This is a genomic window from Streptomyces sp. NPDC051219 (assembly GCF_040682335.1).
Taxonomy (GTDB): Bacteria; Actinomycetota; Actinomycetes; order Streptomycetales; family Streptomycetaceae; genus Streptomyces.
The window spans coordinates 119,332-142,322 of the sequence record NZ_JBFBAS010000008.1; the positions used below are offsets into that span (position 1 = coordinate 119,332).

24 protein-coding genes are annotated in these 22,991 nt (G+C 70.9%); 12 read left to right on the forward strand and 12 right to left on the reverse strand.

Going from position 1 to position 22,991, the window contains the following annotated elements; all coding sequences use genetic code 11:
* Positions 1 to 5: 5 nt before the first annotated feature.
* The 3 genes from AB0M62_RS12485 to AB0M62_RS12495 form a co-directional block, all read right to left on the reverse strand.
* A complete protein-coding gene (locus AB0M62_RS12485; RefSeq protein WP_366074121.1) occupies positions 6 to 1,163 on the reverse strand; it encodes an Mrp/NBP35 family ATP-binding protein in 1,158 nt (385 codons plus the stop codon).
* Positions 1,164 to 1,205: 42 nt separating this feature from the next.
* Entirely contained in the window at positions 1,206 to 1,715 is a 510-nt protein-coding gene (locus tag AB0M62_RS12490; RefSeq protein WP_366074232.1) for a DUF1003 domain-containing protein, read from the reverse strand.
* An 85-nt stretch (positions 1,716 to 1,800) separates the two neighbouring features.
* On the reverse strand, positions 1,801 to 3,072 hold the full coding sequence (locus tag AB0M62_RS12495) for a CBS domain-containing protein (RefSeq protein ID WP_366074122.1): 1,272 nt from the start codon (positions 3,070 to 3,072) through the stop codon (positions 1,801 to 1,803).
* Between the two features lie 179 nt (positions 3,073 to 3,251).
* Here AB0M62_RS12495 and AB0M62_RS12500 point away from each other — a divergent pair, with 179 nt between their 5' ends.
* Positions 3,252 to 4,001, forward strand: a complete 750-nt coding sequence (locus AB0M62_RS12500) for a hypothetical protein (protein ID WP_366074123.1) — start codon at positions 3,252 to 3,254, stop codon at positions 3,999 to 4,001.
* 69 nt (positions 4,002 to 4,070) lie between these two features.
* On the opposite strand, the gene AB0M62_RS12505 is transcribed toward AB0M62_RS12500, so the two are convergent.
* Positions 4,071 to 4,589, reverse strand: coding sequence for a hypothetical protein (locus AB0M62_RS12505; protein ID WP_366074124.1), 519 nt, complete (start codon positions 4,587 to 4,589; stop codon positions 4,071 to 4,073).
* A 148-nt stretch (positions 4,590 to 4,737) separates the two neighbouring features.
* Between AB0M62_RS12505 and AB0M62_RS12510 the strand changes: the two genes are divergently transcribed.
* Complete coding sequence (locus tag AB0M62_RS12510) at positions 4,738 to 5,610, forward strand: DMT family transporter (RefSeq protein ID WP_366074125.1); 873 nt, start codon at positions 4,738 to 4,740, stop codon at positions 5,608 to 5,610.
* Here AB0M62_RS12510 and AB0M62_RS12515 read toward each other — a convergent pair.
* Complete coding sequence (locus AB0M62_RS12515; RefSeq protein WP_366074126.1) at positions 5,570 to 6,685, reverse strand: magnesium and cobalt transport protein CorA; 1,116 nt, start codon at positions 6,683 to 6,685, stop codon at positions 5,570 to 5,572. The genes AB0M62_RS12510 and AB0M62_RS12515 overlap by 41 nt on opposite strands.
* A gap of 464 nt (positions 6,686 to 7,149) precedes the next feature.
* Between AB0M62_RS12515 and AB0M62_RS12520 the strand changes: the two genes are divergently transcribed.
* The 4 genes from AB0M62_RS12520 to AB0M62_RS12535 all read left to right on the forward strand — a co-directional run bounded on the left by AB0M62_RS12520 (position 7,150) and on the right by AB0M62_RS12535 (position 10,105).
* Positions 7,150 to 7,734 (forward strand): suppressor of fused domain protein, encoded by a 585-nt coding sequence (locus tag AB0M62_RS12520; RefSeq protein WP_366074127.1) that lies wholly within the window; start codon positions 7,150 to 7,152, stop codon positions 7,732 to 7,734.
* Positions 7,735 to 7,838: 104 nt separating this feature from the next.
* The gene (locus tag AB0M62_RS12525) at positions 7,839 to 8,477 is read left to right on the forward strand and encodes a DUF6758 family protein (protein ID WP_366074128.1); all 639 of its coding nucleotides are present in this window, start codon (positions 7,839 to 7,841) and stop codon (positions 8,475 to 8,477) included.
* A 114-nt stretch (positions 8,478 to 8,591) separates the two neighbouring features.
* On the forward strand, positions 8,592 to 9,458 hold the full coding sequence (locus tag AB0M62_RS12530; RefSeq protein WP_366074129.1) for a PHP domain-containing protein: 867 nt from the start codon (positions 8,592 to 8,594) through the stop codon (positions 9,456 to 9,458).
* A gap of 41 nt (positions 9,459 to 9,499) precedes the next feature.
* Positions 9,500 to 10,105: a MarC family protein gene (locus AB0M62_RS12535; protein WP_366074130.1), complete on the forward strand. Its 606-nt coding sequence runs from the start codon at positions 9,500 to 9,502 to the stop codon at positions 10,103 to 10,105.
* A gap of 90 nt (positions 10,106 to 10,195) precedes the next feature.
* Here the strand turns inward: AB0M62_RS12535 and AB0M62_RS12540 are convergent, their stop codons facing one another.
* Positions 10,196 to 10,348, reverse strand: coding sequence for a hypothetical protein (locus AB0M62_RS12540; RefSeq protein WP_366074131.1), 153 nt, complete (start codon positions 10,346 to 10,348; stop codon positions 10,196 to 10,198).
* 193 nt (positions 10,349 to 10,541) lie between these two features.
* Here AB0M62_RS12540 and AB0M62_RS12545 point away from each other — a divergent pair, with 193 nt between their 5' ends.
* A complete protein-coding gene (locus AB0M62_RS12545; protein WP_366074132.1) occupies positions 10,542 to 11,435 on the forward strand; it encodes an NYN domain-containing protein in 894 nt (297 codons plus the stop codon).
* Here the strand turns inward: AB0M62_RS12545 and AB0M62_RS12550 are convergent.
* Together AB0M62_RS12550 and AB0M62_RS12555 are read right to left on the reverse strand one after the other, a co-directional pair.
* Positions 11,426 to 12,319 carry an alpha/beta hydrolase gene (locus AB0M62_RS12550; protein WP_366074133.1) on the reverse strand — a complete coding sequence of 298 codons (894 nt, stop codon included), beginning with the start codon at positions 12,317 to 12,319 and terminating at the stop codon, positions 11,426 to 11,428. The two genes, AB0M62_RS12545 and AB0M62_RS12550, sit on opposite strands and share 10 nt — an antisense overlap.
* A gap of 125 nt (positions 12,320 to 12,444) precedes the next feature.
* On the reverse strand, positions 12,445 to 14,199 hold the full coding sequence (locus tag AB0M62_RS12555; RefSeq protein WP_366074134.1) for a DEAD/DEAH box helicase: 1,755 nt from the start codon (positions 14,197 to 14,199) through the stop codon (positions 12,445 to 12,447).
* 296 nt (positions 14,200 to 14,495) lie between these two features.
* Between AB0M62_RS12555 and AB0M62_RS12560 the strand changes: the two genes are divergently transcribed.
* Entirely contained in the window at positions 14,496 to 15,242 is a 747-nt protein-coding gene (locus AB0M62_RS12560) for a ferritin-like fold-containing protein (RefSeq protein ID WP_366074135.1), read from the forward strand.
* 150 nt (positions 15,243 to 15,392) lie between these two features.
* On the opposite strand, the gene AB0M62_RS12565 is transcribed toward AB0M62_RS12560, so the two are convergent.
* The 4 genes from AB0M62_RS12565 to AB0M62_RS12580 all read right to left on the reverse strand — a co-directional run bounded on the left by AB0M62_RS12565 (position 15,393) and on the right by AB0M62_RS12580 (position 17,158).
* Positions 15,393 to 15,665, reverse strand: a complete 273-nt coding sequence (locus AB0M62_RS12565) for a hypothetical protein (protein ID WP_366074136.1) — start codon at positions 15,663 to 15,665, stop codon at positions 15,393 to 15,395.
* Between the two features lie 142 nt (positions 15,666 to 15,807).
* The gene (locus tag AB0M62_RS12570; RefSeq protein ID WP_366074137.1) at positions 15,808 to 16,035 is read right to left on the reverse strand and encodes a DUF3107 domain-containing protein; all 228 of its coding nucleotides are present in this window, start codon (positions 16,033 to 16,035) and stop codon (positions 15,808 to 15,810) included.
* 117 nt (positions 16,036 to 16,152) lie between these two features.
* Positions 16,153 to 16,797, reverse strand: a complete 645-nt coding sequence (locus tag AB0M62_RS12575; protein ID WP_366074138.1) for a TetR/AcrR family transcriptional regulator — start codon at positions 16,795 to 16,797, stop codon at positions 16,153 to 16,155.
* A gap of 130 nt (positions 16,798 to 16,927) precedes the next feature.
* Entirely contained in the window at positions 16,928 to 17,158 is a 231-nt protein-coding gene (locus tag AB0M62_RS12580; protein WP_366074139.1) for a hypothetical protein, read from the reverse strand.
* Between the two features lie 145 nt (positions 17,159 to 17,303).
* Here AB0M62_RS12580 and AB0M62_RS12585 point away from each other — a divergent pair, with 145 nt between their 5' ends.
* The 4 genes from AB0M62_RS12585 (at position 17,304) to AB0M62_RS12600 (ending at position 22,883) form a co-directional block, all read left to right on the forward strand.
* A complete protein-coding gene (locus tag AB0M62_RS12585; RefSeq protein WP_366074140.1) occupies positions 17,304 to 18,266 on the forward strand; it encodes an alpha/beta hydrolase in 963 nt (320 codons plus the stop codon).
* 8 nt (positions 18,267 to 18,274) lie between these two features.
* On the forward strand, positions 18,275 to 19,804 hold the full coding sequence (locus AB0M62_RS12590; RefSeq protein WP_366074141.1) for a DUF3152 domain-containing protein: 1,530 nt from the start codon (positions 18,275 to 18,277) through the stop codon (positions 19,802 to 19,804).
* A 209-nt stretch (positions 19,805 to 20,013) separates the two neighbouring features.
* Positions 20,014 to 21,675, forward strand: coding sequence for a GT4 family glycosyltransferase PelF (gene pelF, locus AB0M62_RS12595; protein WP_366074142.1), 1,662 nt, complete (start codon positions 20,014 to 20,016; stop codon positions 21,673 to 21,675).
* Entirely contained in the window at positions 21,672 to 22,883 is a 1,212-nt protein-coding gene (locus AB0M62_RS12600; RefSeq protein ID WP_366074143.1) for a hypothetical protein, read from the forward strand. The genes pelF and AB0M62_RS12600 overlap by 4 nt, the downstream gene beginning before the upstream one ends.
* The last annotated feature ends 108 nt before the right edge of the window (positions 22,884 to 22,991 follow it).

Genomic DNA, 22,991 nt, shown 5'->3' on the forward strand with positions numbered 1-22,991 from the left:
TACAGCTAGAACTTGTTGCGCGGGGTGATCCCCAGCGACATGCCCGACAGGCCGCGCTGCCGGCCGCCCAGCTTGCCGGCGATGGCGCGCAGCGCGCTGCCCGCAGGGGAGTCCGGGTCCGTGATCACGACCGGCTTGCCCTCGTCGCCGCCCTCCCGCAGCCGTACGTCGATGGGGATGGAACCGAGTACCGGCACCGTCGCGCCGGTCGTGCGCGTCAGCCCCTCGGCGACCGACTGGCCGCCGCCGGTGCCGAAGACGTCGACCATCTCGTCGCAGTGCGGGCAGGGCAGCCCGGACATGTTCTCGACGACACCGACGATCTTCTGGTGGGTCTGTACGGCGATCGAGCCGGCCCGCTCGGCGACCTCGGCCGCGGCCTGCTGCGGGGTGGTGACGACCAGGATCTCGGCGTTCGGCACCAGCTGAGCCACCGAGATCGCGATGTCGCCGGTGCCCGGCGGCAGGTCGAGCAGCAGGACGTCCAGGTCGCCCCAGTACACGTCCGCGAGGAACTGCTGAAGCGCGCGGTGCAGCATCGGGCCGCGCCACACCACCGGGGCGTTGCCCGGGGTGAACATCCCGATCGAAATGACCTTCACGCCGTTGGCGGACGGCGGCATGATCATGTTCTCGACCTGGGTGGGCCTGCCGTCGACGCCCAGCATGCGCGGCACGCTGTGGCCGTAGATGTCGGCGTCCACGACGCCGACCTTCAGTCCGTCCGCCGCCATCGCCGCGGCCAGGTTGACGGTCACCGACGACTTGCCCACGCCGCCCTTGCCGGAGGCCACCGCGTACACCCGGGTCAGCGAGCCGGGCTTGGCGAACGGCACCTCGCGCTCGGCGGTGCCGCCGCGCAGCGAGGAGGCGAGTTCCTTGCGCTGCTCGTCGCTCATGACATCGAGGTCGACGGCGACGTGCGTGACACCGGGCACCTGTGCCACCGCTTCGGTGACGGTCCTGGTGATGGTCTCGCGCATCGGGCAGCCGGAGACGGTGAGGTACACCGTGACGGCAACCGACCCGTCCGTCCCGATCTCCACCGATTTGACCATGCCGAGCTCGGTGATCGGCCGGTTGATCTCGGGGTCGTTCACCGTCGCCAGCGCTTCGCGTACCGCTTCTTCGGCGGGGACGGTTGTGGGAGTGTCGGTAGCCATGCCCTGATGGTACGGCGCTCGGTGGCGGCCCTGGAAAGCCTGTCAGCGGTCGCCTTCGTCACTCTCGTGCGGGAATAGGCGCCGGTCGTCCATTTCCTTGATCAGCTCCTGGAACTCGGAGCGGATCCAGTCCCGGGTGGCGACCTCGCCCAGACCCATCCGCAGCGCCGCGATCTCGCGGGTCAGGTACTCGGTGTCGGCGATGCTGCGCTCGTTCTGCTTGCGGTCCTGTTCGAGGTTGACGCGGTCCCGGTCGTCCTGGCGGTTCTGCGCGAGCAGGATGAGCGGGGCGGCGTAGGAGGCCTGAAGGGACAGCATCAGCGTCAGGAAGATGAACGGGAACTCGTCGAAGCGCAGACGCTCGGGCGCCGAGACGTTCCAGGTCACCCACACGATGATGGTCAGTGTCATCCAGACGATGAAGCGGCCGGTGCCCAGGAACCGGGCGATCTTCTCCGAGAAGCGGGCGAAGGACTCGGGGTCGTACTCGGGCCACACGCTGCGGCGGGGCGCGCGTGGCTGGTCGAGCCGGACGCGCGGGGTACGCACCAGTGCGCTCGCGCCGGTGGCCGACTTCGCGCGCTCCTTCGCGTCGGCCTTCTCCCCCCGGTCGGCGAGCCCGTACTCGCGGCTGCGGTCATTGCCCACGGACGGCCTCCTCCGTGTGGAACTCCGTCTCCCGCCAGTCGTCCGGCAGCAGATGGTCGAGTACGTCGTCGACGGTCACCGCACCGAGCAGCGAGCCGCTCTCGTCCACCACCGGGGCCGCGATCATGTTGTAGGCGGCGAGGTAGCTGGTCACGGCCGGCAGCGAGGTGCCCGGCGACAGGGGAGGCAGGTCGGCTTCGACGATCGAGCTGACCAGGGTGAACGGCGGGTCGCGCAGCAGTCGTTGGAAGTGCACCGTGCCGAGGTACTTGCCGGTCGGCGTCTCGTCCGGTGGCCGGCACACGTACACCTGGGCGGCCAGCGCCGGTGACAGGTCCTGCTGGCGCACCCGGGCGAGCGCGTCGGCGACCGTCGCGTCCGGCCGGAGCACGATCGGGTCGGTGGTCATCAGGCCGCCGGCCGTCCGCTCCTCGTACGACAGCAGCCGACGCACGTCCGCCGCGTCCTCCGGCCGCATCAGCGCGAGCAGCCGCTCCTTCTCCTCCTCGGGCAGCTCCGACAGCAGGTCGGCCGCGTCGTCCGGGTCCATCGCCTCCAGCACGTCGGCCGCGCGTTCCTCCTTCAGCTTGCCGAGGATCTCGACCTGGTCATCGTCCGGCAGTTCTTCGAGGACGTCCGCGAGCCGGTCGTCGTCCAGTGCGGCCGCGACCTCGGCGCGGCGCTTGGGAGACAAGTGGTGAAGCACGTTCGCCAGGTCGGCGGGGCGCAGTTGCTCGAACGTGGCCAGCAGGTTCTCCGCGCCCTGCCCGTGCTCCTCGAGCGAGAACCCGGTGACTGCCGACCACTCCACGGTCAGCGTCTCGCCCTTGCGGCGCAGGGCCCCGCCCTTCCCCTTGCGTACGAAGATCTTGTCGATCTCCCAGTCGCGACGGGCCGGCAACTGCTGGATCGCCACATCGAGGACCGTCACCTCCTCGCCGGTCGCCACGAGACGTACCCGGCGGTCGAGGAGCTCGCCGAGGATCAGCCGTTCCGTGGGGCGCTGCTCGAAGCGCCGCATGTTGACCACGCCCGTCGTGATGACCTGGCCCGACTCCACACCCGTGACCCGGGTCATGGGCAGGAAGATCCGGCGCCGGCTCACCACCTCGACGACTAGGCCCAGCACTCGGGGCGGGCGTCCCCCCACCCGCAGCATCGCGACCACGTCGCGGACCCGGCCCACCTGGTCGCCGTTGGGGTCGAAGACCGCCACACCGGCGAGGTGGGAGACGAAGAGCCGGGAGGCGCCTGCTGCCATGCCGAGCGCCTCCTTTGTAACGGTTACTGCATTTACCGCCTGATACGGGGTTCAGGCTAGCCCGTGCCGGTCCGGACCGCGCCCCCTCGGCGTCCGGACGGCTCTTGCTCACCGGCCCGGAAGGCACAGGTACGCTGCCGTCTGCTGTACAGGACACCCGTATGAGAGGCAGTGCGCTTGTGACCGCATTTCCCCCGGCCGCCCGGATCCGCCGGGCCGCAGTCGTCGGCGCGGTGTGCGCGGGGCTGGCCGCGGCAAGCTCGGGGTGCGGAGAGGATCCGGACGCGGGGACCAACGGCGTGGGCAAGCTGACCGCCGAGAAGATCGAGGACCGGGCGCAGGCGGCCGTCGACGGGGCCGACGCGGTACGGCTGTCCGGCACGGTGATCAGCAAGGGCCGCACCTACAGAATCGACATGCGGCTCAAGGGTGACGGCGGAACCGGTGTGGTCACCTCCAAGGACATGACCTTCCAGCTTCTGCGGGTGGATGAGCAGCTCTACCTGAAGGCGGACGCGGCGTTCTGGTCCCACGACGAGGCGAAGCCCAGTCCGTCCGACTCGACGGCCGCCGACAAGCTGGAGGACAAGTACGTGAAGGTGCCGGAAGGCGACCCGGCGTACAAGCAGCTGCGTGGCTTCACCGAGATGGACATCCTGCTGGACGGCCTCCTCGGGCTCCACGGCAAGCTCGAGAAGGGCGACCGTTCCAAGGTCGGCGGCATCCGTACGATCCAGGTCACGGCCGACCAGGGCGCGGGCGGCAAGCTCGAGGTGTCGTTGCAGGGCACGCCGTTCCCGCTGAGGATGGAGCGCGCGGGCGGCGCGGGGGTCGTGGAACTCGCGGACTGGAACGAGGAGTTCGCGCTCGCCGCACCCGGCAAGGACCAGACCGTGGACTACGGCCGCCAGCTCCCCACGGGCGACTAGGCCCTGCCCGGGCCGGGTCAGGGCGATCCTGCCGGGCCTCCCGGGCGCGGCACCCCCTGAAGACGTCTGCTAGTTCTTCCTGCCCTTGCCTCGGCGCTTGAACAGCAGCCTGGGCAGGCCGGCCGGCACCGGCCGGCGGGTCGTCGCCTCCGTCGGCAGCGGCGCCGCCGACAACGGCCCCTGCGGCAGCTCCTTCTGCGTGCCCTGCGGCTCCAGCCGCAACACCCGGCACTCACGGGCCCAGCGCTCGGTGACCTGCTCGGCATCGGGTGCGTTGAGACGCTTGCCCTTCAGCTCTGCCGTGGCCGCCTCCCAGGCCTCCGACCCGGGCGCGAGCTCGACCACGGCGGCACTCCAGGCGACCAGGCGTCCGCCCTTGTCCTTGCTGCGTACGGTGACCTCGGCGACGGAGCCGTCGGCCAGTCCCGGGAACGGCTGCTCGCCGGGCCCGTCCCCGACGATGTGTGCGGCGCCGTCGTGCCACACGTGCCACAGCGCCCGGGCCGGTCCGGTGCCCTGCACCCAGATGAGGCCGGACTTCTTGGTGGCCTCCTCGACGAGGGCCTGATCGAGCAACGTCAACGTCATGGGCCCACCTTAGGGGCGTGGGACCGGAGTGCGAGACGACAGTTCCGTAAACCTGAAACGCGCCTTACTCTGGGGCGTGCCTTCCGCCCCCGCCGCCCTCCCCGTACCCGAAAAATCCCGGACAGCAGGGATACCCGCCGCGCCCCGCATGGATTTCGTGCTGCTCGCCGTCGCCCTCGCAGGGGTGTCGCTCTCGGCGCCGCTCATCGCGGCCACCGCCGCGCCCGCCCTCGCGATCGCCTTCTGGCGCAACGCGATGGCGGTGGGCGTGCTGGCACCTGTCGCGCTGGTCCGGCACCGGGCCGAGCTGCGCGGCATGGGGGGCCGGGCCACACTGCTCGCCGTCGCCGCCGGCCTCATGCTCGCGCTGCACTTCGCTCTCTGGCTGCCGAGTCTGCGGATGACCTCCGTCGCCTCCTCCACCGCGCTGTGCACCACCACGCCGATCTGGACGACACTGCTGATGCGGATGCGCGGCCACCGGTCACCGGGGCTCGTCTGGGCCGGTACGGCCGTGGCCTTCCTCGGAGTGGTCATCCTGACCGGCGTCGACCTCACGCTGTCCCCCCGCGCGCTCGCGGGCGACGCGCTCGCACTCGGCGGCGGTATCGCGGCCGCCGGGTACGTCCTGCTCGGCGCGGAAGTGCGGCGCACGGTGAGCACCACCTCGTACACCCTGGTCTGTTACTCGACGACCGCCCTCGTGCTGCTCGCCGCCTGCCTCGTCTCGGGCGCAGAACTCGGGGGCTACAGCGCGACGACCTGGGCCCAGCTCGCCGCGCTGACCGTCGCCGCCCAGCTGATCGGCCACTCGCTGCTCAATCGCGTCGTCAGCACCATCGGCCCGTCCGTCACTTCGACCGCGATCCTGCTGGAGACGCCCGGCGCGGCCCTGATCGCCGCACTCTGGCTGGGACAGGTGCCGCCCGTGGCCGCCTGGCCGGCGCTGCTGGTGATCCTGGCCGGTCTCGCCCTGGTGATCAGAGCCAGCCGTTCCGGCGCAGCGCGCGGTGGATCGTGAAGCAGATGCCGACGATCGCGGCCATCACCATCGGGTAGCCCAACCGCCACTCCAGCTCGGGCATGTGCTTGAAGTTCATGCCGTACACACCGCAGATCATGGTGGGTACGGCGATGATGGCCGCCCAGGAGGTGATCTTGCGCATGTCCTCGTTCTGCGCGACGGTCGCCTGCGCCAGGTTCGCCTGGAGGATGGAGTTCAGCAGTTCGTCGAAACCGACGACCTGCTCCTGCACCCTGGCGAGGTGGTCGGCCACGTCACGGAAGTACTTCTGGATGTCGGGGTCGACCAGCCGCATCGGCCGCTCGCTGAGCAGCTGCATCGGCCGCAGCAGCGGCGAGACGGCCCGCTTGAACTCCAGCACCTCGCGCTTGAGCTGGTAGATCCGGCCGGCGTCGGTGCCGCGCGGGCTGCCCTTCGCGGGCGGGGCGAAGACATCGCTCTCGACCTCTTCGATGTCGTCCTGAACGGCTGCCGCCACCGCGATGTAACCGTCGACGACATGGTCGGCGATGGAGTGCAGCACCGCGGAGGGCCCCTTGGCGAGCAGCTCGGGGTCCTCCTGCAGCCGGTGCCGCAGCGCGCGCAGCGAGCCCTGGCCACCGTGCCGCACCGTGATAACGAAATCCCGGCCGGTGAAGCACATCACCTCGCCGGTCTCCACCACCTCGCTCGTGGCGGTGAGTTCGGCGTGCTCGACATAGTGGATGGTCTTGAAGACGGTGAAGAGAGTGTCGTCGTACCGCTCCAGCTTGGGCCGCTGGTGTGCGTGGACCGCGTCCTCCACGGCCAGCGGGTGCAGCCCGAACTCCGCAGCGATACCGGCGAATTCGGCTTCCGTCGGCTCGTGCAGACCGATCCAGGCAAAACCTCCCCGCTCGCGCACCTGGAGCATCGCCTCGTGCGGTGTGCGGCAGGAGTCCCCTTTCACCCGGCAGCCGTCGCGGTACACCGCGCAGTCGACGACCGCGCTGGTCGCGGACGGGTCGCGGGTGGCGTCGTACCCGCTGTACGAGGCGCTGCCCTTGCGCAGCGACGGACGGACGGCTGCGCGCAGGTCACGGATCATCGACATGGCTGGCTCCTTCGCGGAGGGGCCGTCGGGCGACGCCGGCACTGCCCGGAATGGAGACGTACGGCGGCGCAGCCGGTACGTCAGCAAAGCGGGCGGCACCGCACGGTCGTGGTGACGGCGTTCGCTACAGACACGGATCAGGCAAAACGAAGTGCTCTTCCGTCGTGCGATGTGCCATGAGTCCCGTACGGTTTTCAGTCGTCGCTGACTGGGTACGGGAGGCTTCAGATCGCGGGAGAACGGTCTCCTGCGGAAGAGCGGCTACTACTGCACGGTCGACTTCGATCCACCGCAGCCCCACCTCCTCCGGCCGGTCCCCCGTGAGGGACGACATCATTCCGGGGCTGGAAAGCAACGCTTCAGCGTGCTGCCCCGACCAGCGGCCAACACTATCAGCCGACAGATGGTCAAGACCGCTTTCTCTGATGGTCCGGCAGTTTCGATACTGCTTCTATGCTCGGGGCATGGGAGATGTTCTTGCTCTGGTCGAGGCCCGGCTGCGTACGACGCTGGGCGAACCGGACGCGCGCGCGGCGGTGACCTTTCTCGGTACCGACCGCATCGAGGTACTGCGCTTCGTCGACGGCGACGTGGTGCGCTACGCGACCCTCGGCATGTCCGCGCACCCCATGACGGACCCCACAGCGGCGCTCGCCGACCCGGTCCGCGGTCCGCGAGCCGAGTTGGTGCTGTCCGTACGTGCCGGCCGCGCCGACACGGACAAGGTGCTTCGCACCCTCGCTGTTCTCGCCGCGTCCCCTCAGGTCGAGGGCGTGGTGGTGGCGCCCGGCGCCTCACTGGACGTCGGTGAACCGCTGTGGCCGGCCGCCCCGTTCAGCTCCGTACTGGTGGCCGAGCCGGGCGGACTGGTCGAGGACCTCGACCTGGACGAGCCGATGGAGCCGGTGCGCTTTCTGCCATTGCTGCCGATGACGGCGAACGAGGCGGCGTGGAAGCGGGTGCACGGGGCCGGCGCTCTTCAGGAGCGGTGGCTCGCACGCGGAACGGACCTGCGGGACCCGCTGCGTACGTCCGTACCGCTCGACTGATTCGAACGAGGGAACGGCGATGAGCACCGAATGCGAACTGGAGTCGCCTCCGGACGGGTGATCGTCCTTGACGCGGCGTCGGCCGGGGAGGACCGTGGTGCCCTATGAGGGGCGAACCCAGTTGCCCGAAGTGCGGTGGCCGGGTCAGGGCGCCCGGTCTCTTTGCCGACTCCTGGCAGTGCGCTGTCCATGGCAACGTCCACCCGTTACAGCCCGTGCTTCCGCCCAGTGTCGAGGCTCTCGGCGTGGTGGTGCACCGGGCCAGGGTGCCGGTGTGGATGCCGTGGCCGCTGCCCGTCGGCTGGCTGTTCACCGGAGTCGCGTGCGCGGGTGACGACCGCAGCGGCGGGCGCGCCACCGCCGTCGCCTGCTCGGGCCCCGGCCCGCTCGGGGGCATGGGCGAGCTGCTGCTCGTGGCCGAGGAGCTCGGAGTCGGGCTCGGCGCTCGGTACGCCGGCATCGACGGCCCGGACCCCGGTGAGTACCTGAGCGTCGACAAACCACCGGACGCCAAGGTCGTCGCGGCAGGCCGCCCCACCCCCCTCTGGCATGTCACCGGCACCCCCGAGGACCGGGCGGTCTTCGCGGGAGAGGCGCGCGGGCTGTGGGTGTGGGCGATCGTCTGGCCCGAGCAGTCGGGGCTGCTGCTGTACGACGAGCTGGTGCTCACGGACCTGCGCGACGCCGGGGCCGAGGTGGACCTGCTGCCGTGCGGAGCGCTGTCGCCGCGCATCCTGTCCTGACGACGCTGCCCCCCGACGCCCCCGTCACGACGGGTCCGCGGTGACGGAGGGGCGCCGGAGCGCGGTTATCCTGGAGTGTCCCCCGGTCCGCGTCGAACCCCTGGAGCCTGTGCTGTGCGCATCGACCTGCACACCCACTCCACGGCTTCGGACGGTACGGACACCCCGGCCGAGCTGGTCCGTCACGCGGCCGCCGCCGGGCTCGACGTCGTCGCGCTGACCGACCACGACACCGTCGGCGGTCACGCGGAAGCGATCGCCGCCACCCCCGAAGGGCTCACCCTCGTCACGGGCGCCGAGCTGTCCTGCCGTGTCGACGGCGTGGGGTTGCACATGCTCGCGTACCTCTTCGACCCGGCCGAGCCGGAACTCGCGCGCGAACGCGAGCTGGTACGGGACGACAGGGTGCCCCGGGCCCGGACGATGGTGGGCAAACTCCAGGAGCTCGGCGTGCCGGTCACGTGGGACCAGGTCGCCCGGATCGCGGGCGACGGTTCGGTCGGGCGGCCGCACATCGCCACCGCCCTGGTCGACCTGGGAGTGGTGCCGACCGTCTCGGACGCCTTCACACCGCAGTGGCTGGCCAACGGCGGACGCGCGTACGCCGAGAAGCACGAGCTCGACCCCTTCGAGGCGATCCGCCTGGTCAAGGCGGCAGGTGGGGTCACCGTCTTCGCGCACCCCCTCGCCGTCAAGCGGGGCCAGGTCGTACCGGAGAGCGTGATAGCCGAGCTTGCCTCGGCCGGCCTCGACGGCATCGAGGTCGACCACATGGACCACGACGCACCCTCGCGAGCCAGGCTACGCGTCCTCGCCGCCGAGCTGGGCCTGCTGCCCACCGGCTCCAGCGACTACCACGGCACCCGCAAGACCTGCCGGCTCGGGGAGTACACCACCGACCCCGAGATCTACGGTGAGATCACGCGCCGCGCGACCGGCGCGTTTCCGGTGCCCGGCACGGGTGGACGCCCCCGCGCGTAGGCCCGTTCTGCTCGACCCCCTCTCCCCGCAAGGCCATTACTGTGTTCGACGTTGCCGTTTTCGGATCCCTCTTTCTCACGCTTTTCGTGATTATGGACCCCCCGGGGATTACCCCGATCTTCCTCGCCCTGACCTCCGGGCGGCCTGCCAAGGTGCAGCGCAGGATGGCCTGGCAGGCGGTGGCCGTCGCGTTCGGCGTCATCACCGTCTTCGGCATCTGTGGACAGCAGATCCTCGACTACCTGCATGTGTCCGTGCCCGCGCTGATGATCGCGGGCGGTCTGCTGCTCCTCCTGATCGCGCTCGACCTGCTGACCGGCAAGACCGACGAGCCGACCCAGACCAAGGACGTCAATGTCGCGCTCGTTCCGCTGGGCATGCCGCTGCTGGCCGGCCCCGGCGCGATCGTGTCGGTGATTCTCGCCGTGCAGAAGGCGGACGGCATCGGCGGGCAGCTCTCCGTCTGGGCGGCGATCGTGGCCATGCACATCGTGCTGTGGCTGACCATGCGCTACTCGCTCGTGATCATCCGTGTGATCAAGGACGGCGGTGTGGTGCTGGTGACCCGGCTCGCCGGCATGATGCTCTCCGCAATCGCGGTGCAGCAGATCATCAACGGCGTCACCCAGGTGATCCAGGGCGCGTGAACTGGCCGTGAACTGCCCCATGAACACCGAAGCGCCCCCGTACATCGTGTACGGGGGCGCTGTCACGCTGTCACACAAGCTTGTCAGGCATTATGAGGCCGAGGAGTCGGCCGGCCGGATGTAGATGCGCTGGCCGATTGCGGCGGCCTGCTGCACCATCCGGTTGACGGAGGCGGCGTCCACGACGGTGCTGTCCACGGCGGTGCCGTCGATGTCGTCGAGGCGCATGATTTCGAAGCGCACAGGCTTCTCCCTTCGTCTGATCCTCCTGCTGGAGAACTGTTGGTGGGTGCGTGGTCCGCACCTTCCATCCCTCTCAACGGGGTGCCCCCTACAAACATTCCCTACGCTAAGGAAATTTTTAACCTGTCTAACTACTGGCCGGTAGCGGGACGGGTTGTGTTCGCTGCGTGACCACCCGGACAATGGAGCCGGTATGAGCGACGAGATCAGCGCTCGGCTCGAGCGCACCAACGAACTCCTCCAGCGGATGCTTGCGGAGGTGGCGAAGACCCCCTCCACGCACGCGATCTTCGTCGACGCCGGATACGTCTACGCGGCCGCCGGACGGCTGGTGGCCGGCACCGAGGACCGCAGATCCTTCGACCTCGACGCCGAGGGGCTCATCGAGGCCTTTATCGACAAGGCGCGCACGATCTTCGCGGACAGCCGGCTCCTGCGGGTGTACTGGTACGACGGCGCCCGGCGCCGCATCCACACCGCTGAGCAGCAGTCCATAGCCGAGCTGCCCGACGTCAAAGTGCGGCTCGGCAACCTCAACGCCAACAACCAGCAAAAGGGCGTCGACTCGCTGATCCGGACGGATCTGGAATCACTCGCCCGGCACCGTGCCATCAGCGACGCCGCGCTCGTGGGCGGTGACGAGGATCTCGTCTCGGCGGTCGAGGCGGCACAGGGGTACGGTGCGCGCGTCCACCTGTGGGGCATCGAGGCGTCCGAGGGCCGCAACCAGGCCGAGCCGCTGCTGTGGGAGGTCGACAGCCAGCGCACGTTCGACCTCGACTTCTGCAAGCCGTACGTGACGCGGCGCACGGCCGTCGCGTACGAGCCCGAGACCGAGGGCCTGCCACGGCCGTCGCGCGAGGACGTGCGCTTCGTCGGCGCGCAGATCGCCGCGACCTGGGTCGGATCACGCGGGCGCGATTCGCTGGTGGACCTGCTGCCCGGACATCCCTACCTGCCCGGATCGGTCGACCAGGAACTCCTCATAGAGGCGGAGGCGCTGCTCCAGTACTCACTGCGTGGCCACGCGGATCTGAGGCGGGCCCTGAGGGACGGCTTCTGGCAGCACCTGCAGGCTCAGTTCTGAGTGCGCCCGGTCCCGGGGTGCCCGTCGTGCTGCGACCAGAAGTCCGCCAGGGCGGCTGCCGTCGCCGCGGGGCGCTCGGCGTTGGGGGAGTGCTCTGTGCCGTCGATCACGGTGCGCTGTGCGTCCAGGCGTACGGCCATGTCGTCCATCAGGGGCACCGGCCAGGCGTAGTCCACCGCGCCCGACAGCACGTGCTTGGGGAGCGCGGGCGTCGCCGCGGCCAGCTGGTCCACCCGGTCGGGCTCGTCGATCAACTGCCTGCCGGTGACGATCAGCTGTTCCGGGACGTTGCTGACGAAGCGCCGGTGAAGGAACTCCCGTACGGCGGGCGGTGTGGTCGCGTCGGCGGCGTCCTCGCGGTCGTGCTCCTGGATCGCCCGCCAGACCCCCTCCATGTCCAGCACGGTGAGGGCGTCGATCAGCAGCTTCGTGCGGGCCTGCTGTGACTCGGAGATGGCCGCCGGGCCGGAGCTCATGAGAGTGAGCGAAGCGAACCGCGCCGGGGCGCGCAGGGTGGCGGCGCGGGTGATGAGTCCGCCGAGTGAGTGCCCCAGCAGGTGCACGGGACCGTTACCGAGAGCTGCCGTCTGGGCGAGTACGTCCTCTGCCAACTCCGCCTGATCATAGGCGAGTTCGTCGCGCGGACCGCCGCTCTCGTGCTGGCCTCGCCCGTCGACGGCGATGGTCCTGAAGCCGGCGGCGGCAAGCGGTTCGAGCAGCCCGATGAAGTCCTCCTTGCTCCCGGTGAACCCGGGCACCAGCAGCGCGGTGCCGCGTGGCTCGGTGTCCGGGCGTGCCTCGTGCACGGCGAAGTCGCCGCGCCCGGTCCGGAGTCGGTACGCGCGGGCGCAGTCGGGCAGCGTAAGGCTGGGCGGCTTGCTCATGCGCCCACGCTAGCGGTGCGGGACAGCGCGGCGGTACGGGTACGGCTGTGGCGCGGGCCGCATGCTCCGGGGCCGGGAACGCCGATGGCCCGGACCCTTTTAGGGGTCCGGGCCAACGGCAAGTGTCAGCTCTCCGGCGTGGCTTCCGCGGTGGTGCTGCGGGTGCGACGGCGGCGGGGCTTGGGCTCGGCGGCCTCCGTGGCGGAAACGGCCTCGGCAGCCGGCGCCTCGGCCGCTCGCGTCCGGCGGCGCCTCGGCTTCGCCGGGGCCTCCTCCGTGGCGACGGCGACGGCCTCGGCGGTTCCGTTCACCCGGGTGCGACGGCGGCGGCGCGGGGCGCGCGGCTCCTCGGTCTCGGCCACGACCACGGTCGTGGTCGCGGCCTCGGTGACGGGGGCCGTGCTGTCTCCGTCCAGCTCCGCACCGCTGCGGGTGCGGCGGCGCTGGCGCGGGGTGCGGGTGCGCGCGGGGCGCTCCTCCGTGGCGACCGGGGCCGACGCGGCGGACTTGCGGCCGCGGCCGCCCGTCTCGCCGAGGTCCTCGACCTCCTCCGCGCGCAGACCGGCACGAGTCCGCTCCGCACGCGGCAGGATCCCCTTGGTGCCGGCGGGGATGTTCAGGAGCTCGTAGAGGTGCTCAGACGTGGAGTACGTCTCCTCCGGGTCGTTGAACGGCAGGTCCAGCGCCTTGTTGATCAGCTGCCAGCGCGGGATGTCGTCCCAGTCGACCAGGGTGATCGCGATGCCCTTGGCGCCCGCGCGGCCGGTGCGGCCGACACGGTGGAGGTACGTCTTCTCGTCCTCGGGCGTCTGGTAGTTGATCACATGCGTGACGCCCTCGACATCGATACCGCGAGCCGCGACGTCGGTGCAGACGAGGACGTCCACCTTGCCGTTGCGGAAGGCACGCAGCGCCTGCTCACGGGCGCCCTGTCCAAGGTCGCCGTGGACCGCGCCGGACGCGAAGCCGCGTCGCTCCAGCTGCTCGGCGATGTCCGCGGCCGTCCGCTTCGTACGGCAGAAGATCATCGCGAGCCCGCGGCCGTCGGCTTGCAGGATGCGCGAGACCATCTCCGGCTTGTCCATGGAGTGGGCGCGGAAAACGTGCTGCGTGATGTTCGCTACGGTCGCGCCCTCGTCGTCCGGCGCGGTGGCGCGGATGTGCGTGGGCTGCGACATGTACCGGCGGGCCAGGCCGATGACCGCGCCCGGCATGGTCGCCGAGAACAGCATGGTCTGACGCTTGGCCGGCAGCAGGTTGATGATCCTCTCGACGTCGGGCAGGAAGCCCAGGTCGAGCATCTCGTCGGCCTCGTCGAGGACGAGCGCCTTGACGTGCGCCAGGCTGAGCTTCTTCTGGCCCGCGAGGTCCAGCAGGCGGCCCGGGGTGCCGACGATCACGTCGACGCCCTTCTTGAGCGCCTCGACCTGCGGCTCGTAGGCCCGGCCGCCGTATATGGCGAGCACGCGGACGTTACGGACCTTGCCGGCCGTCAGCAGGTCGTTTGTGACCTGCTGGCACAGCTCGCGGGTGGGGACGACGACGAGCGCCTGCGGCGCGTCGGTCAGCTGCTCGGGCTTGGCCCGGCCCGCCTCGACGTCCGCGGGGACGGTGACGCGCTCCAGCAGCGGAAGACCGAAACCGAGCGTCTTGCCCGTTCCGGTCTTGGCCTGTCCGATGACATCGGAGCCGGAGAGTGCGACGGGGAGAGTCATCTCCTGGATGGGAAAGGGGGAGGTGATGCCTACTGCCTCGAGGGCTTCGGCGGTCTCGGGAAGAATCCCGAGGTCTCGGAACGTAGTCAGGGTGCTGCCTCTTCTGTGAGACGCGACGCGAGGCGGCGATGGGGGTCGTACCGTGCCGGGTGTACGTCCGGCCATGAATAGGGCCGGATGGCGCGGGACCACTGCCGTCGCTCGAGCGCTCGTGCCGCTGAGGGGGCCCCTCATCTTGCGGTCGTACGGTGCGTACGATCCGCGCGGAGGGCGGTCGGGTGGAGCCGATCGGGCCACCGACCGGGCATCCTCATTCAGATCGCCCGCCGATTCTTCGGCAGGCGCATTACCACTGTACCCCGGATTCGCGCATCTGTGTTGGGGGAATTTCCCGGGACTCTGTTGCCGGAGTGACTGACCAGGCCCTTCCGCCGTGCGGCGAGCGGGCTATTGTGCGCTCCATGGAGACGCCTGACAACGCCACTGACGGACACGCAGCCGAAGAACTCACCGGAATCGCCGCCCAGGACTGGGAGCAGGCTTCTGCCGCGCAGCCCCAGTACCGTGCTGCGGTCGTGGACCTACTGGGCGCGCTGGCGTACGGCGAGCTGGCGGCGTTCGAGCGGCTCGCCGAGGACGCGAAGCTGGCGCCGACGCTGGACGACAAGGCGGAACTGGCGAAGATGGCTTCCGCCGAGTTCCACCACTTCGAGCAGCTGCGGGACCGCCTGACGGCCATCGACGCGGAGCCGACCGCCGCGATGGAGCCCTTCGCCGCGGCACTGGACGGGTTCCACCGCCAGACCGCGCCGTCGGACTGGCTGGAGGGCCTGGTCAAGGCGTACGTCGGGGACTCGATCGCCAGCGACTTCTACCGCGAGGTCGCGGCCCGGCTGGACTCCGACACCCGCTCCCTCGTGCTCGGCGTGCTCGACGACACGGGTCACGGGAACTTCGCCGTGGAGAAGGTGCGCGCCGCGATCGAGGCCGACCCGCGGGTCGGTGGCCGGCTCGCGCTGTGGGCGCGCCGGCTGATGGGCGAGGCGCTCTCGCAGGCGCAGCGCGTGGTCGCCGACCGTGACGCGCTGTCGACCATGCTGGTGGGCGGTGTGGCGGACGGCTTCGACCTGGCGGAGGTGGGCCGGATGTTCTCGCGGATCACCGAGGCCCACACCAAGCGGATGGCGGCACTGGGCCTCGCTGCCTGACCGGGGAACTCCTGCGGACCCAGACCGACCTAGACCCGGCCCAGCCCTGTCTAGCCCCCGTCCTGCCGCCGGTCCGCTTCCGTGCCGCCGTCTCCCTGTTCGGGTTCCTCCGGTCGCCCGGGTTTCTCCGCTTCCCCGGGCTGCTCCGGACTATCCGCCCGAGGGGACCGAAAAAGGGGTGCGGCCGGTCGGCCGGATCAGCAGCGACAGCACCACTGCCGCAACCAGGACAGCGCCGCCCAGCGTCGCGGCGATATGGCCGGAGCCGAGCGCGAAGTGGGTGAGGTAGGCGCCGAACAGCGCCCCGAGCGGGCCGGTGACCAGAACCAGGCGCGATGCCGGGAGTCGGTCGGGCAGGCGCCGGACGGCCGCCCAGGACAGGGCGAAGCCGAGCAGAGCTGAGCCGAGCGCTTCCCAAAGCATGAAGTTCCTCCCGCACGGCAAAGGGCAAATCGGTCGTAGGCGGTCCTACCCGAAGCGCACGGAAAACAACCCTCCCCGGCGGCCGGGGAGTACACAAACGGCCCGGTGGAGCAACCACCGGGCCGTTGCTGTCAGTTGTGTGCTACAGCGGGCCGAAGCCGACCTTGCGGGTCGTCGGCTCGCCGATTTCCACGTATGCCAGCCGTTCGGCGGGCACCAGGACCCTGCGGCCCTTGTCGTCCGTCAGGCTGAGCAGCTTCGCCTTGCCGGCCAGCGCGTCGGCCACTGCGCTCTCGACCTCCTCGGCGGACTGCCCGCTCTCCAGAACGATCTCCCGGGGTGCGTGCTGCACGCCGATCTTGACCTCCACGGCTAAGTCCCTCCGACGGTCTGGGGTCGCGCGATGTGCCGCGCCGTACTCGGACACATTAGCCCGGTGAGTGGACCGGTATGCCGCGCCCCTGAACGCTCGCAGCGAACAAGCGGATCAGGCGTTCTGCTCCGTGCCGTGCAGCGGGAAGCCGGCGATGCCGCGCCAGGCCAGCGAGGTCAGCAGTTGCACCGCCATGTCACGCGGGATGGCGCTCTCGCTGGAGAGCCAGTAACGAGCCACCACCTGGGAGACGCCGCCCAGGCCCACGGCCAGCAGCATCGATTCCTCCTTGGACAGCCCGGTGTCCTCGGCGATGACGTCGGAGATCGCCTCGGCACACTGGAGCGAGACCCGGTCGACGCGCTCGCGCACCGCGGGCTCGTTCGTCAGGTCGGACTCGAAGACCAGGCGGAACGCGCCGCCCTCGTCCTCCACGTAGGCGAAGTACGCGTCCATGGTCGCCGTGACACGCAGCTTGTTGTCGCTGGTCGAGGCGAGCGCGGTACGGACTGCCTGGAGCAACGACTCGCAGTGCTGGTCCAGCAGGGCCAGGTACAGGTCGAGCTTTCCGGGGAAGTGCTGGTAGAGGACCGGCTTGCTGACCCCGGCCCGCTCGGCGATGTCGTCCATCGCGGCAGCGTGGTACCCCTGTGCGACGAAAACTTCCTGGGCCGCGCCCAGGAGCTGATTGCGTCGGGCTCGGCGCGGCAGGCGCGTGCCCCGCGGGCGCGCCGCCTCTGTCTGCTCGATGGCTGTCACGCCGCCTCCCACTTTCTTGGAACAAACACCGTGTTCAGTGTGCGGTGTGCGCCGCGCCCGCCATCGTACTTTTGAGTAACCGCCAATGGGGGGTCCGGGTCGAGTTTTCTCGGCCCTCGGACATCTCAACTCACCGGTAATCGTCCTCGCCGAGCTCGACGACTCGGGCCTGTTCCGCGGCGTCCGCTTCGTTCGCCTCGACGAGGTCCCGATCCGACACGGTGTCGTCGCGGTTCTGGACCACCTCCGTGTGCTGCTCGGCCGCGTCCGCCTCGGGCGCCTCGTCGTCGCGAGTCGCTTCCTGCAGGACTTCCTCGAGGATCTCTTCGAAGGTATCCGGATCGCTGGGGTCGACGGTCATGTTGCATCCCCTTCTCTCTCAGGAAGCAGGGGGTCTGGGCGGGCGCCCTCCAGTACCGAGCGTAGGAGAGTACGAAACGAGGCGCTACGCGATCTGTGATGGCGAACACACGATCCACCGCGTGATCGTCTCGTAACATTGCCGCATGTCTTCGACCGAGCCGCCGGGAGTTCTCGCCGCCACCGCGGTAGCGCCCCAGGTCAGCGCCGTGCGAGTGGCCGAGGGGGAGCGGCTGCGCTCCGTCGCCCTGCCGGGGCTGACCCTGACCGTACGGTCCCGGCCCGCGGCCGCCACCGGACTTCCGCCCGCGCTGTACGTCCACGGACTCGGCGGATCCTCGCAGAACTGGTCGGCGCTGATGCCGCTGCTCGAGGACGTCGTCGACGGCGAAGCGCTCGATCTGCCCGGTTTCGGCGACTCGCCGCCGCCGGACGACGGGAACTACTCGCTCACGGGACACGCCCGGGCGGTCATCCGTTATCTCGACTCGACCGGACGCGGGCCGGTGCACCTCCTCGGCAACTCGATGGGCGGCGCGGTGACCACCCGCGTCGCCGCCGTCCGGCCGGATCTGGTCCGCACGCTCACCCTCGTCTCGCCCGCCCTCCCGGAGCTCAGGGTGCAGCGCCAGGCGGTACCGACAGCGCTGCTCGCGGTGCCCGGCATCGCAACACTGTTCGGCAAGCTCACCCGGGACTGGACGGCGGAGCAGCGTACCCGCGGAGTTCTGGCACTCTGTTACGGCGACCCGACGCAGGTCACTCCCGAGGGCTTCCGAAACGCGGTGGAAGAGATGGAACGGCGGATGGCGCTGCCGTACTTCTGGGATGCGATGACCCGGTCGTCGCGTGGCATCGTGGACGCCTACACACTGGGTGGGCAACACGGGCTGTGGCGGCAGGCGGAGCGAGTGCTCGCGCCGACGCTCTTGATCTACGGCGGACGGGATCTTCTGGTCTCGTTCCGGATGGCGCGCAGGGCGTCCGCGGCCTACCGCGACTCCCGGCTGCTGACGCTGCCCGACGCCGGGCATGTGGCGATGATGGAGTACCCGGAGACCGTCGCCAAGGCCTTCCGGGAACTGCTCGAAGACAGCGGCAGGAGCTGACGGGACGCGTGGGACGACACAGCCGCAAGGGCCCCGCACCCAAAGGGGCCAGTACCTCGCTCACCGACACGTCGGGGATTCCGTTCGTAACGACCGGGGCGAAGGGACCCAACCGGGCGAGTGGTGCCGCGCGGCCGGCGTCCGGCGCGGGCGGACGCGGGCGCGACGAGCCGCCGGTCGCTCATCAGGGGTACGGAAGCCAGCCGCGCGGCCCCATGGCGGCGGGACCGCCCGTACGCGGCGGTCACCCCGAAACGCGTGAAGCGGGCGGCGGCTGGGGCACTGTCGGCGGTTCCCAGGGCGGAGCGCCCGGCCCGTCGGCGCAGGCCGCCGGGGTGTACGGCGACTGGCGGGGCACCCCGCGGGCGAATCCGCAGACCGCCGCACAGGCCTACGGGACTCCGGCGCACGGCGCTCCCGCGTACGGGACTCCGGCGCACGGCACCCCCATGTACGGGACTCCGGCACAGTCCGGTCTCCCGTACGGCAGCCCCGATTACGGCACTCCGGCGCACGGCACTCCCGCGCACGGGGGACCGCATGGACGGGTCGCGCAGGCGACCCGTCCGTTCGTCCCCGGCCCGCGGAGCGGGGACATCGAGGCGTTCGAGGACGAGGTCTTCTCCACCGGGGCGCACCGGCGGGTGACGCAGATGCCGGAACAGCCGGCAGCCGCCGGAGACACCGAGGAGTCCGAAGAGCCGGGGCACTCGGCCAAGGGCGGCCGGGGGCGGACCTTCACCGGCATCGCGGCCGCCGCTGTGACCACGGTGCTCGCGGTCGTGGTGGCGGGACAGGTCGCCGACGGCGGCGAGAAGCCGGCCGGCACGCAGGCCTCCGGGACGGCGGGCGACCGGGGGGCCGCCGACTCGGCCTCGCGCTCGGACCAACGGCCCGCGCCGCCCCTAGCGCCGGAGGCTCCCCCCGCCCAGCCGGCGACGTTCGCGCAGAAGATGGCGAAGCAGTATCCGATCGACCCTCAGCTGAAGGCCTCCGGCGACTTCGAGGCGGTGCCCGGCTTCGACAGGGCCCCCGGCAGGGGCCAACGCATCCGCTATCGCGTCGATGTCGAGAAGGGGCTCCTGCTCGACGGCGCGCTCTTCGCCGAAGCGGTGCAGAAGACCCTCAACGACGACCGCAGTTGGGCGCACAACGGGGGCATGACCTTCGAGCGCGTGTCCTCCGGCGAAGCCGAGTTCGTCATCACTCTGGCCAGTCCGGGAACCACGGGCGTCTGGTGCGCGAAGTCGGGTCTCGACACGACGGTCGACAACGTGTCCTGCGATTCGGCCTCCACCGACCGCGTCATGATCAACGCGTTCCGGTGGGCGCAGGGAGCCGACACCTACGGCCCCAGCCAGATGCTGGCCTACCGCCAGATGCTGATCAATCACGAGGTCGGGCACCGCCTGGGCCACGGACACGTGAACTGCAAGACACCCGGCGCACTCGCGCCGATCATGCAGCAGCAGACCAAGTCGCTGGACGTCGACGGGTTCAAGTGCAAGCCCAACCCGTGGGTGCATCCCGGCAGTTGACCAGTTGGCCTCAGCCTGACGCTGAGTGACGAAAAACCCCTGTAGCGCGACGGAACGCTACGGGGATGTGAAAGTTACGAGTCTTCACCCCTTCCGGTGGCGCGATGGACAACCGTCCATCGCGCCACCGGCATATCCGCTTACGTTCTTCCCGCGGCGAGTCGCCCGACCAACGGCGGCCGCCCATACGGGAGATCGGGGGTGCACTCGTGCGGATCGGACTGCTCACGGAAGGTGGTTATCCGTATGCGACGGGTGAAGCGAGACTCTGGTGCGACCGGCTCGTGCGCGGGCTCGCGCACCACGAGTTCGAGATCTACGCGCTGAGCCGCAGCGCTCACCAGGAGGAGCAGGGCTGGGTGCAGCTGCCCCACCAGGTGCAGCGCGTGCGTACCGCACCCCTGTGGACGCCCGAGGACGACGGGCGAACCTACGGCCGGCGCGAACGGCGCCGCTTCGCACTGCACTTCAAGCAGCTTGTCGCGGCCATCTGCGCGGGGGACGACCCGGACGCGCCGGAGCGGTTCGCCGCCGGCCTCTACGGGCTCGCCGAACTCGCCCGCGACGAGGGGGGGCTGTACGCCGCACTGCGCTCCGAGGTCGCCGTACGCGCCCTGGAGTCGGCGTGTCGTGCTCCCGGCGCGAGCCGCGCCGTGCAGGCCGCCCAGGTGCCCGACTTCCTCGTCTTCGTCGACCAGTTGGAGCGTGCTCTTCGTCCGCTGTCGCTCGACTGGTTCGAGCAGGCCGACGGCGGACTCGGTGGAGTCGACCTCTGCCACGCCACGTCCGGCGGCACCGCGGCCCTGCCCGGGCTGTTGGCCAAACGCTTCTTCGGGGTCCCGCTGCTGGTCACCGAGTACGGCGTACATCTGCGCGCGCACTATCTCGACCGCGCGGACGGACGCCTGAGCGTGCCGGTGCGCGCCCTGCTCGCCGCCTTCCACGGCAAGCTGGCGTCCGAGGTGTACCGGCAGGCCGCCCTCATCACTCCCGGCAACACGCACGCCCGCCGCTGGCAGGAGCGCTGCGGCGCGGACCGCGCCAAGCTGCGCACGGTGTATCCCGGCATGGAGGAGGAGCGCTTCACCGCGGTGGGAGAGGGCGAGGACCGTGGCGACCCGCACACCCTCGTCTGGGTCGGGCGGATCGAGCCGGCCAAGGACCTCATCGCGCTGCTGCACGCCTTCGCCGAAGTACGCAAGGAGGAGCCGGCGGCCCGGCTCCGTATCTTCGGGGCGCCCGCCCGGGGACCGGAGGGGGCCACCTACCTCGCGCACTGCCGGGCGCTGGCCGCACAGCTCTTCCCCGACGAGGCGGCTGACGCTCTGACCATGGGGGACAACCCCGTCTCCTTCGAGGGGATCGGTGGCCCGGAGACCCCGGAACCGGCCGACGCCTATGCGGCGGGGAGCGTGGTGGTCCTCTCCAGCGTGGTGGAGGGCTTCCCGCTCAGCCTGGTCGAAGCGATGTTCTGCGGACGCGCCACGGTGTCGACCGACGTGGGCGCGGTGTGCGAAGTCATCGGCGGTACCGGACTGGTGGTCCCGCCGCGCAACCCGCGCGCACTCGCGGACACGTGCCTCGCGCTGCTGCGGGACCCGGAGCGCCGGGAACGGCTGGGCGCGGCGGCGCGGGCGCGGGCGCTCGAACTGTTCACCGTCGAGCAGAACATCGCGGCATTTCGCAGCATTTACCTGGAGCTGATCTCGCACTGTCCGGTGCGGCGCGAGGCGGTGGGCCACGACGGCGAACCCCTGCCCTTCGCCCGTCCCCCGGAGGCCCGCTTTCCCGGGCGCTGGACCGGCGGCGCGCCGAGCTGGGCGGACCGGCCCGTCGGCGTGGGCACGACGTCCGCGGAGGCCGGCCGATGAGCACGGACACACCGAGAATGCCGGCCGGCCCCGGTAGCCGGGACAGCCGCTCCGAGGAGCAGCCCGCGACCAGCGCGTCCAGCGCGCGGTCGGCCCCGCAACCGAGTCCGGCCGAAAGGCTGGGCGCCGACGGGCCGGCGCGCAAGAGCGCCGTCCGGCGCGGCCCCGCCGACCCCGTCAAGGCGCTCATGCACCGGCACCGGGAACTGTGCGAGCGGGCCGTCGACCCCCTGGAGATCGCCGCCGGGCTCGAAGCGCACGGCGTCACCGACCGCACCGCCGCACGTTTCCGGCACCGGGACGTGTTCTCGCTCGCCGACGAGCTGTACGCCCGGGTACCGCGCGCCGACGCGCCGGAGCGCGCCCCCGAGCCCCCCGGCCGCGGGGCGTGGAGCGCCCTCGCGCTCCTGCCGGGCGCCACGTGCGTCCTCGCCGTGGCCGCGGTGCAGGCAACCGACGGGCAGGCACGCGTTGCGGCCGGGGCTGCCGGCGCGCTGGCACTCGCCGTCGCGCTGCGACTGTGTCTGCGGCGCGGGCCGCTGCGTGCCGAGGGGCGCACGGTGCCTGCCGCGCGCCTGTGGGTGGGCTTGCTCCTCGCCTACGCGTTGTTCGGGGACGGACTGCTGACCTACTACGTCGGCGACGGGTCGGGCGGGTCCGGCGGGCACTGGCGCGTCTCGCCGGCCCCGGTGGCCGGCCTGGCACTGGCCGTAGCGCCTGCCGCGTGGTGCGCGGGGCTGTTCGGCCTGCAGGCGCGCAGGCGGCTGACCACCAGCCGCGCGCTGGAGGAGTTCGCGGGAGTCGTACGGCCGCTGCTGCTGGGCGTGTTCGCGCTCTTCCTCTGCGGCCTCACCGCTCTGCTGCTGCTCTCCCGGCTCGCGTTCGGTGAGGGGGCACTGCTCGCGCCGGCCGCGCTCGGCGCGCTGCTGTTCCTCGCCCGCCTGCTCACCGTCCACGGCTTTCCCGATGCCGCCGCGACCGGACTCGGCGCGGCCTGCGCCGCCGAGGCCGCGGCACTCACCAGCGTCCTCGCCGGACGGCTGCCCGGTTGCGGCTTCCTCGCCGGACCGGTCGAGGCCGCCCAGCGGGCCTGGGGCCCGGCCTCCGTCCCCGCGGCCATCTGCGCCACCGCGGCCGTGGCACTGCTGGTCCACGCCACGGTGGCCCTGTCCCGGGCCTCCGCGCACTCCCCGGCCCGTACGGGCTGAGACACAGACCCGGACGGTCCCGTCCGAACGCCGCGGAGCCGACGCCGCGGCCCCCAGCACCCCCCATCGCAACACCAGAAGGAGAAACTGAGATGACCGCCCAACCAC

What these genes read in the sequence shown, in the direction of transcription:
- AB0M62_RS12495 (WP_366074122.1), bottom strand. Translation starts at nt 3,072, where the DNA reads ATGGCAGCAGGCGCCTCCCGGCTCTTCGTCTCCCACCTCGCCGGTGTG.
- AB0M62_RS12555 (WP_366074134.1), bottom strand. Translation starts at nt 14,199, where the DNA reads ATGGCCGGACGTACACCCGGCACGGTACGACCCCCATCGCCGCCTCGC.
- AB0M62_RS12485 (WP_366074121.1), bottom strand. Translation starts at nt 1,163, where the DNA reads ATGGCTACCGACACTCCCACAACCGTCCCCGCCGAAGAAGCGGTACGC.
- AB0M62_RS12525 (WP_366074128.1), top strand. Translation starts at nt 7,839, where the DNA reads ATGAGGGGCGAACCCAGTTGCCCGAAGTGCGGTGGCCGGGTCAGGGCG.
- AB0M62_RS12565 (WP_366074136.1), bottom strand. Translation starts at nt 15,665, where the DNA reads ATGCTTTGGGAAGCGCTCGGCTCAGCTCTGCTCGGCTTCGCCCTGTCC.
- AB0M62_RS12515 (WP_366074126.1), bottom strand. Translation starts at nt 6,685, where the DNA reads ATGTCGATGATCCGTGACCTGCGCGCAGCCGTCCGTCCGTCGCTGCGC.
- AB0M62_RS12545 (WP_366074132.1), top strand. Translation starts at nt 10,542, where the DNA reads ATGAGCGACGAGATCAGCGCTCGGCTCGAGCGCACCAACGAACTCCTC.
- AB0M62_RS12580 (WP_366074139.1), bottom strand. Translation starts at nt 17,158, where the DNA reads ATGACCGTCGACCCCAGCGATCCGGATACCTTCGAAGAGATCCTCGAG.
- AB0M62_RS12585 (WP_366074140.1), top strand. Translation starts at nt 17,304, where the DNA reads ATGTCTTCGACCGAGCCGCCGGGAGTTCTCGCCGCCACCGCGGTAGCG.
- AB0M62_RS12505 (WP_366074124.1), bottom strand. Translation starts at nt 4,589, where the DNA reads ATGACGTTGACGTTGCTCGATCAGGCCCTCGTCGAGGAGGCCACCAAG.
- AB0M62_RS12560 (WP_366074135.1), top strand. Translation starts at nt 14,496, where the DNA reads ATGGAGACGCCTGACAACGCCACTGACGGACACGCAGCCGAAGAACTC.
- AB0M62_RS12510 (WP_366074125.1), top strand. Translation starts at nt 4,738, where the DNA reads ATGGATTTCGTGCTGCTCGCCGTCGCCCTCGCAGGGGTGTCGCTCTCG.
- AB0M62_RS12520 (WP_366074127.1), top strand. Translation starts at nt 7,150, where the DNA reads ATGGGAGATGTTCTTGCTCTGGTCGAGGCCCGGCTGCGTACGACGCTG.
- AB0M62_RS12550 (WP_366074133.1), bottom strand. Translation starts at nt 12,319, where the DNA reads ATGAGCAAGCCGCCCAGCCTTACGCTGCCCGACTGCGCCCGCGCGTAC.
- AB0M62_RS12600 (WP_366074143.1), top strand. Translation starts at nt 21,672, where the DNA reads ATGAGCACGGACACACCGAGAATGCCGGCCGGCCCCGGTAGCCGGGAC.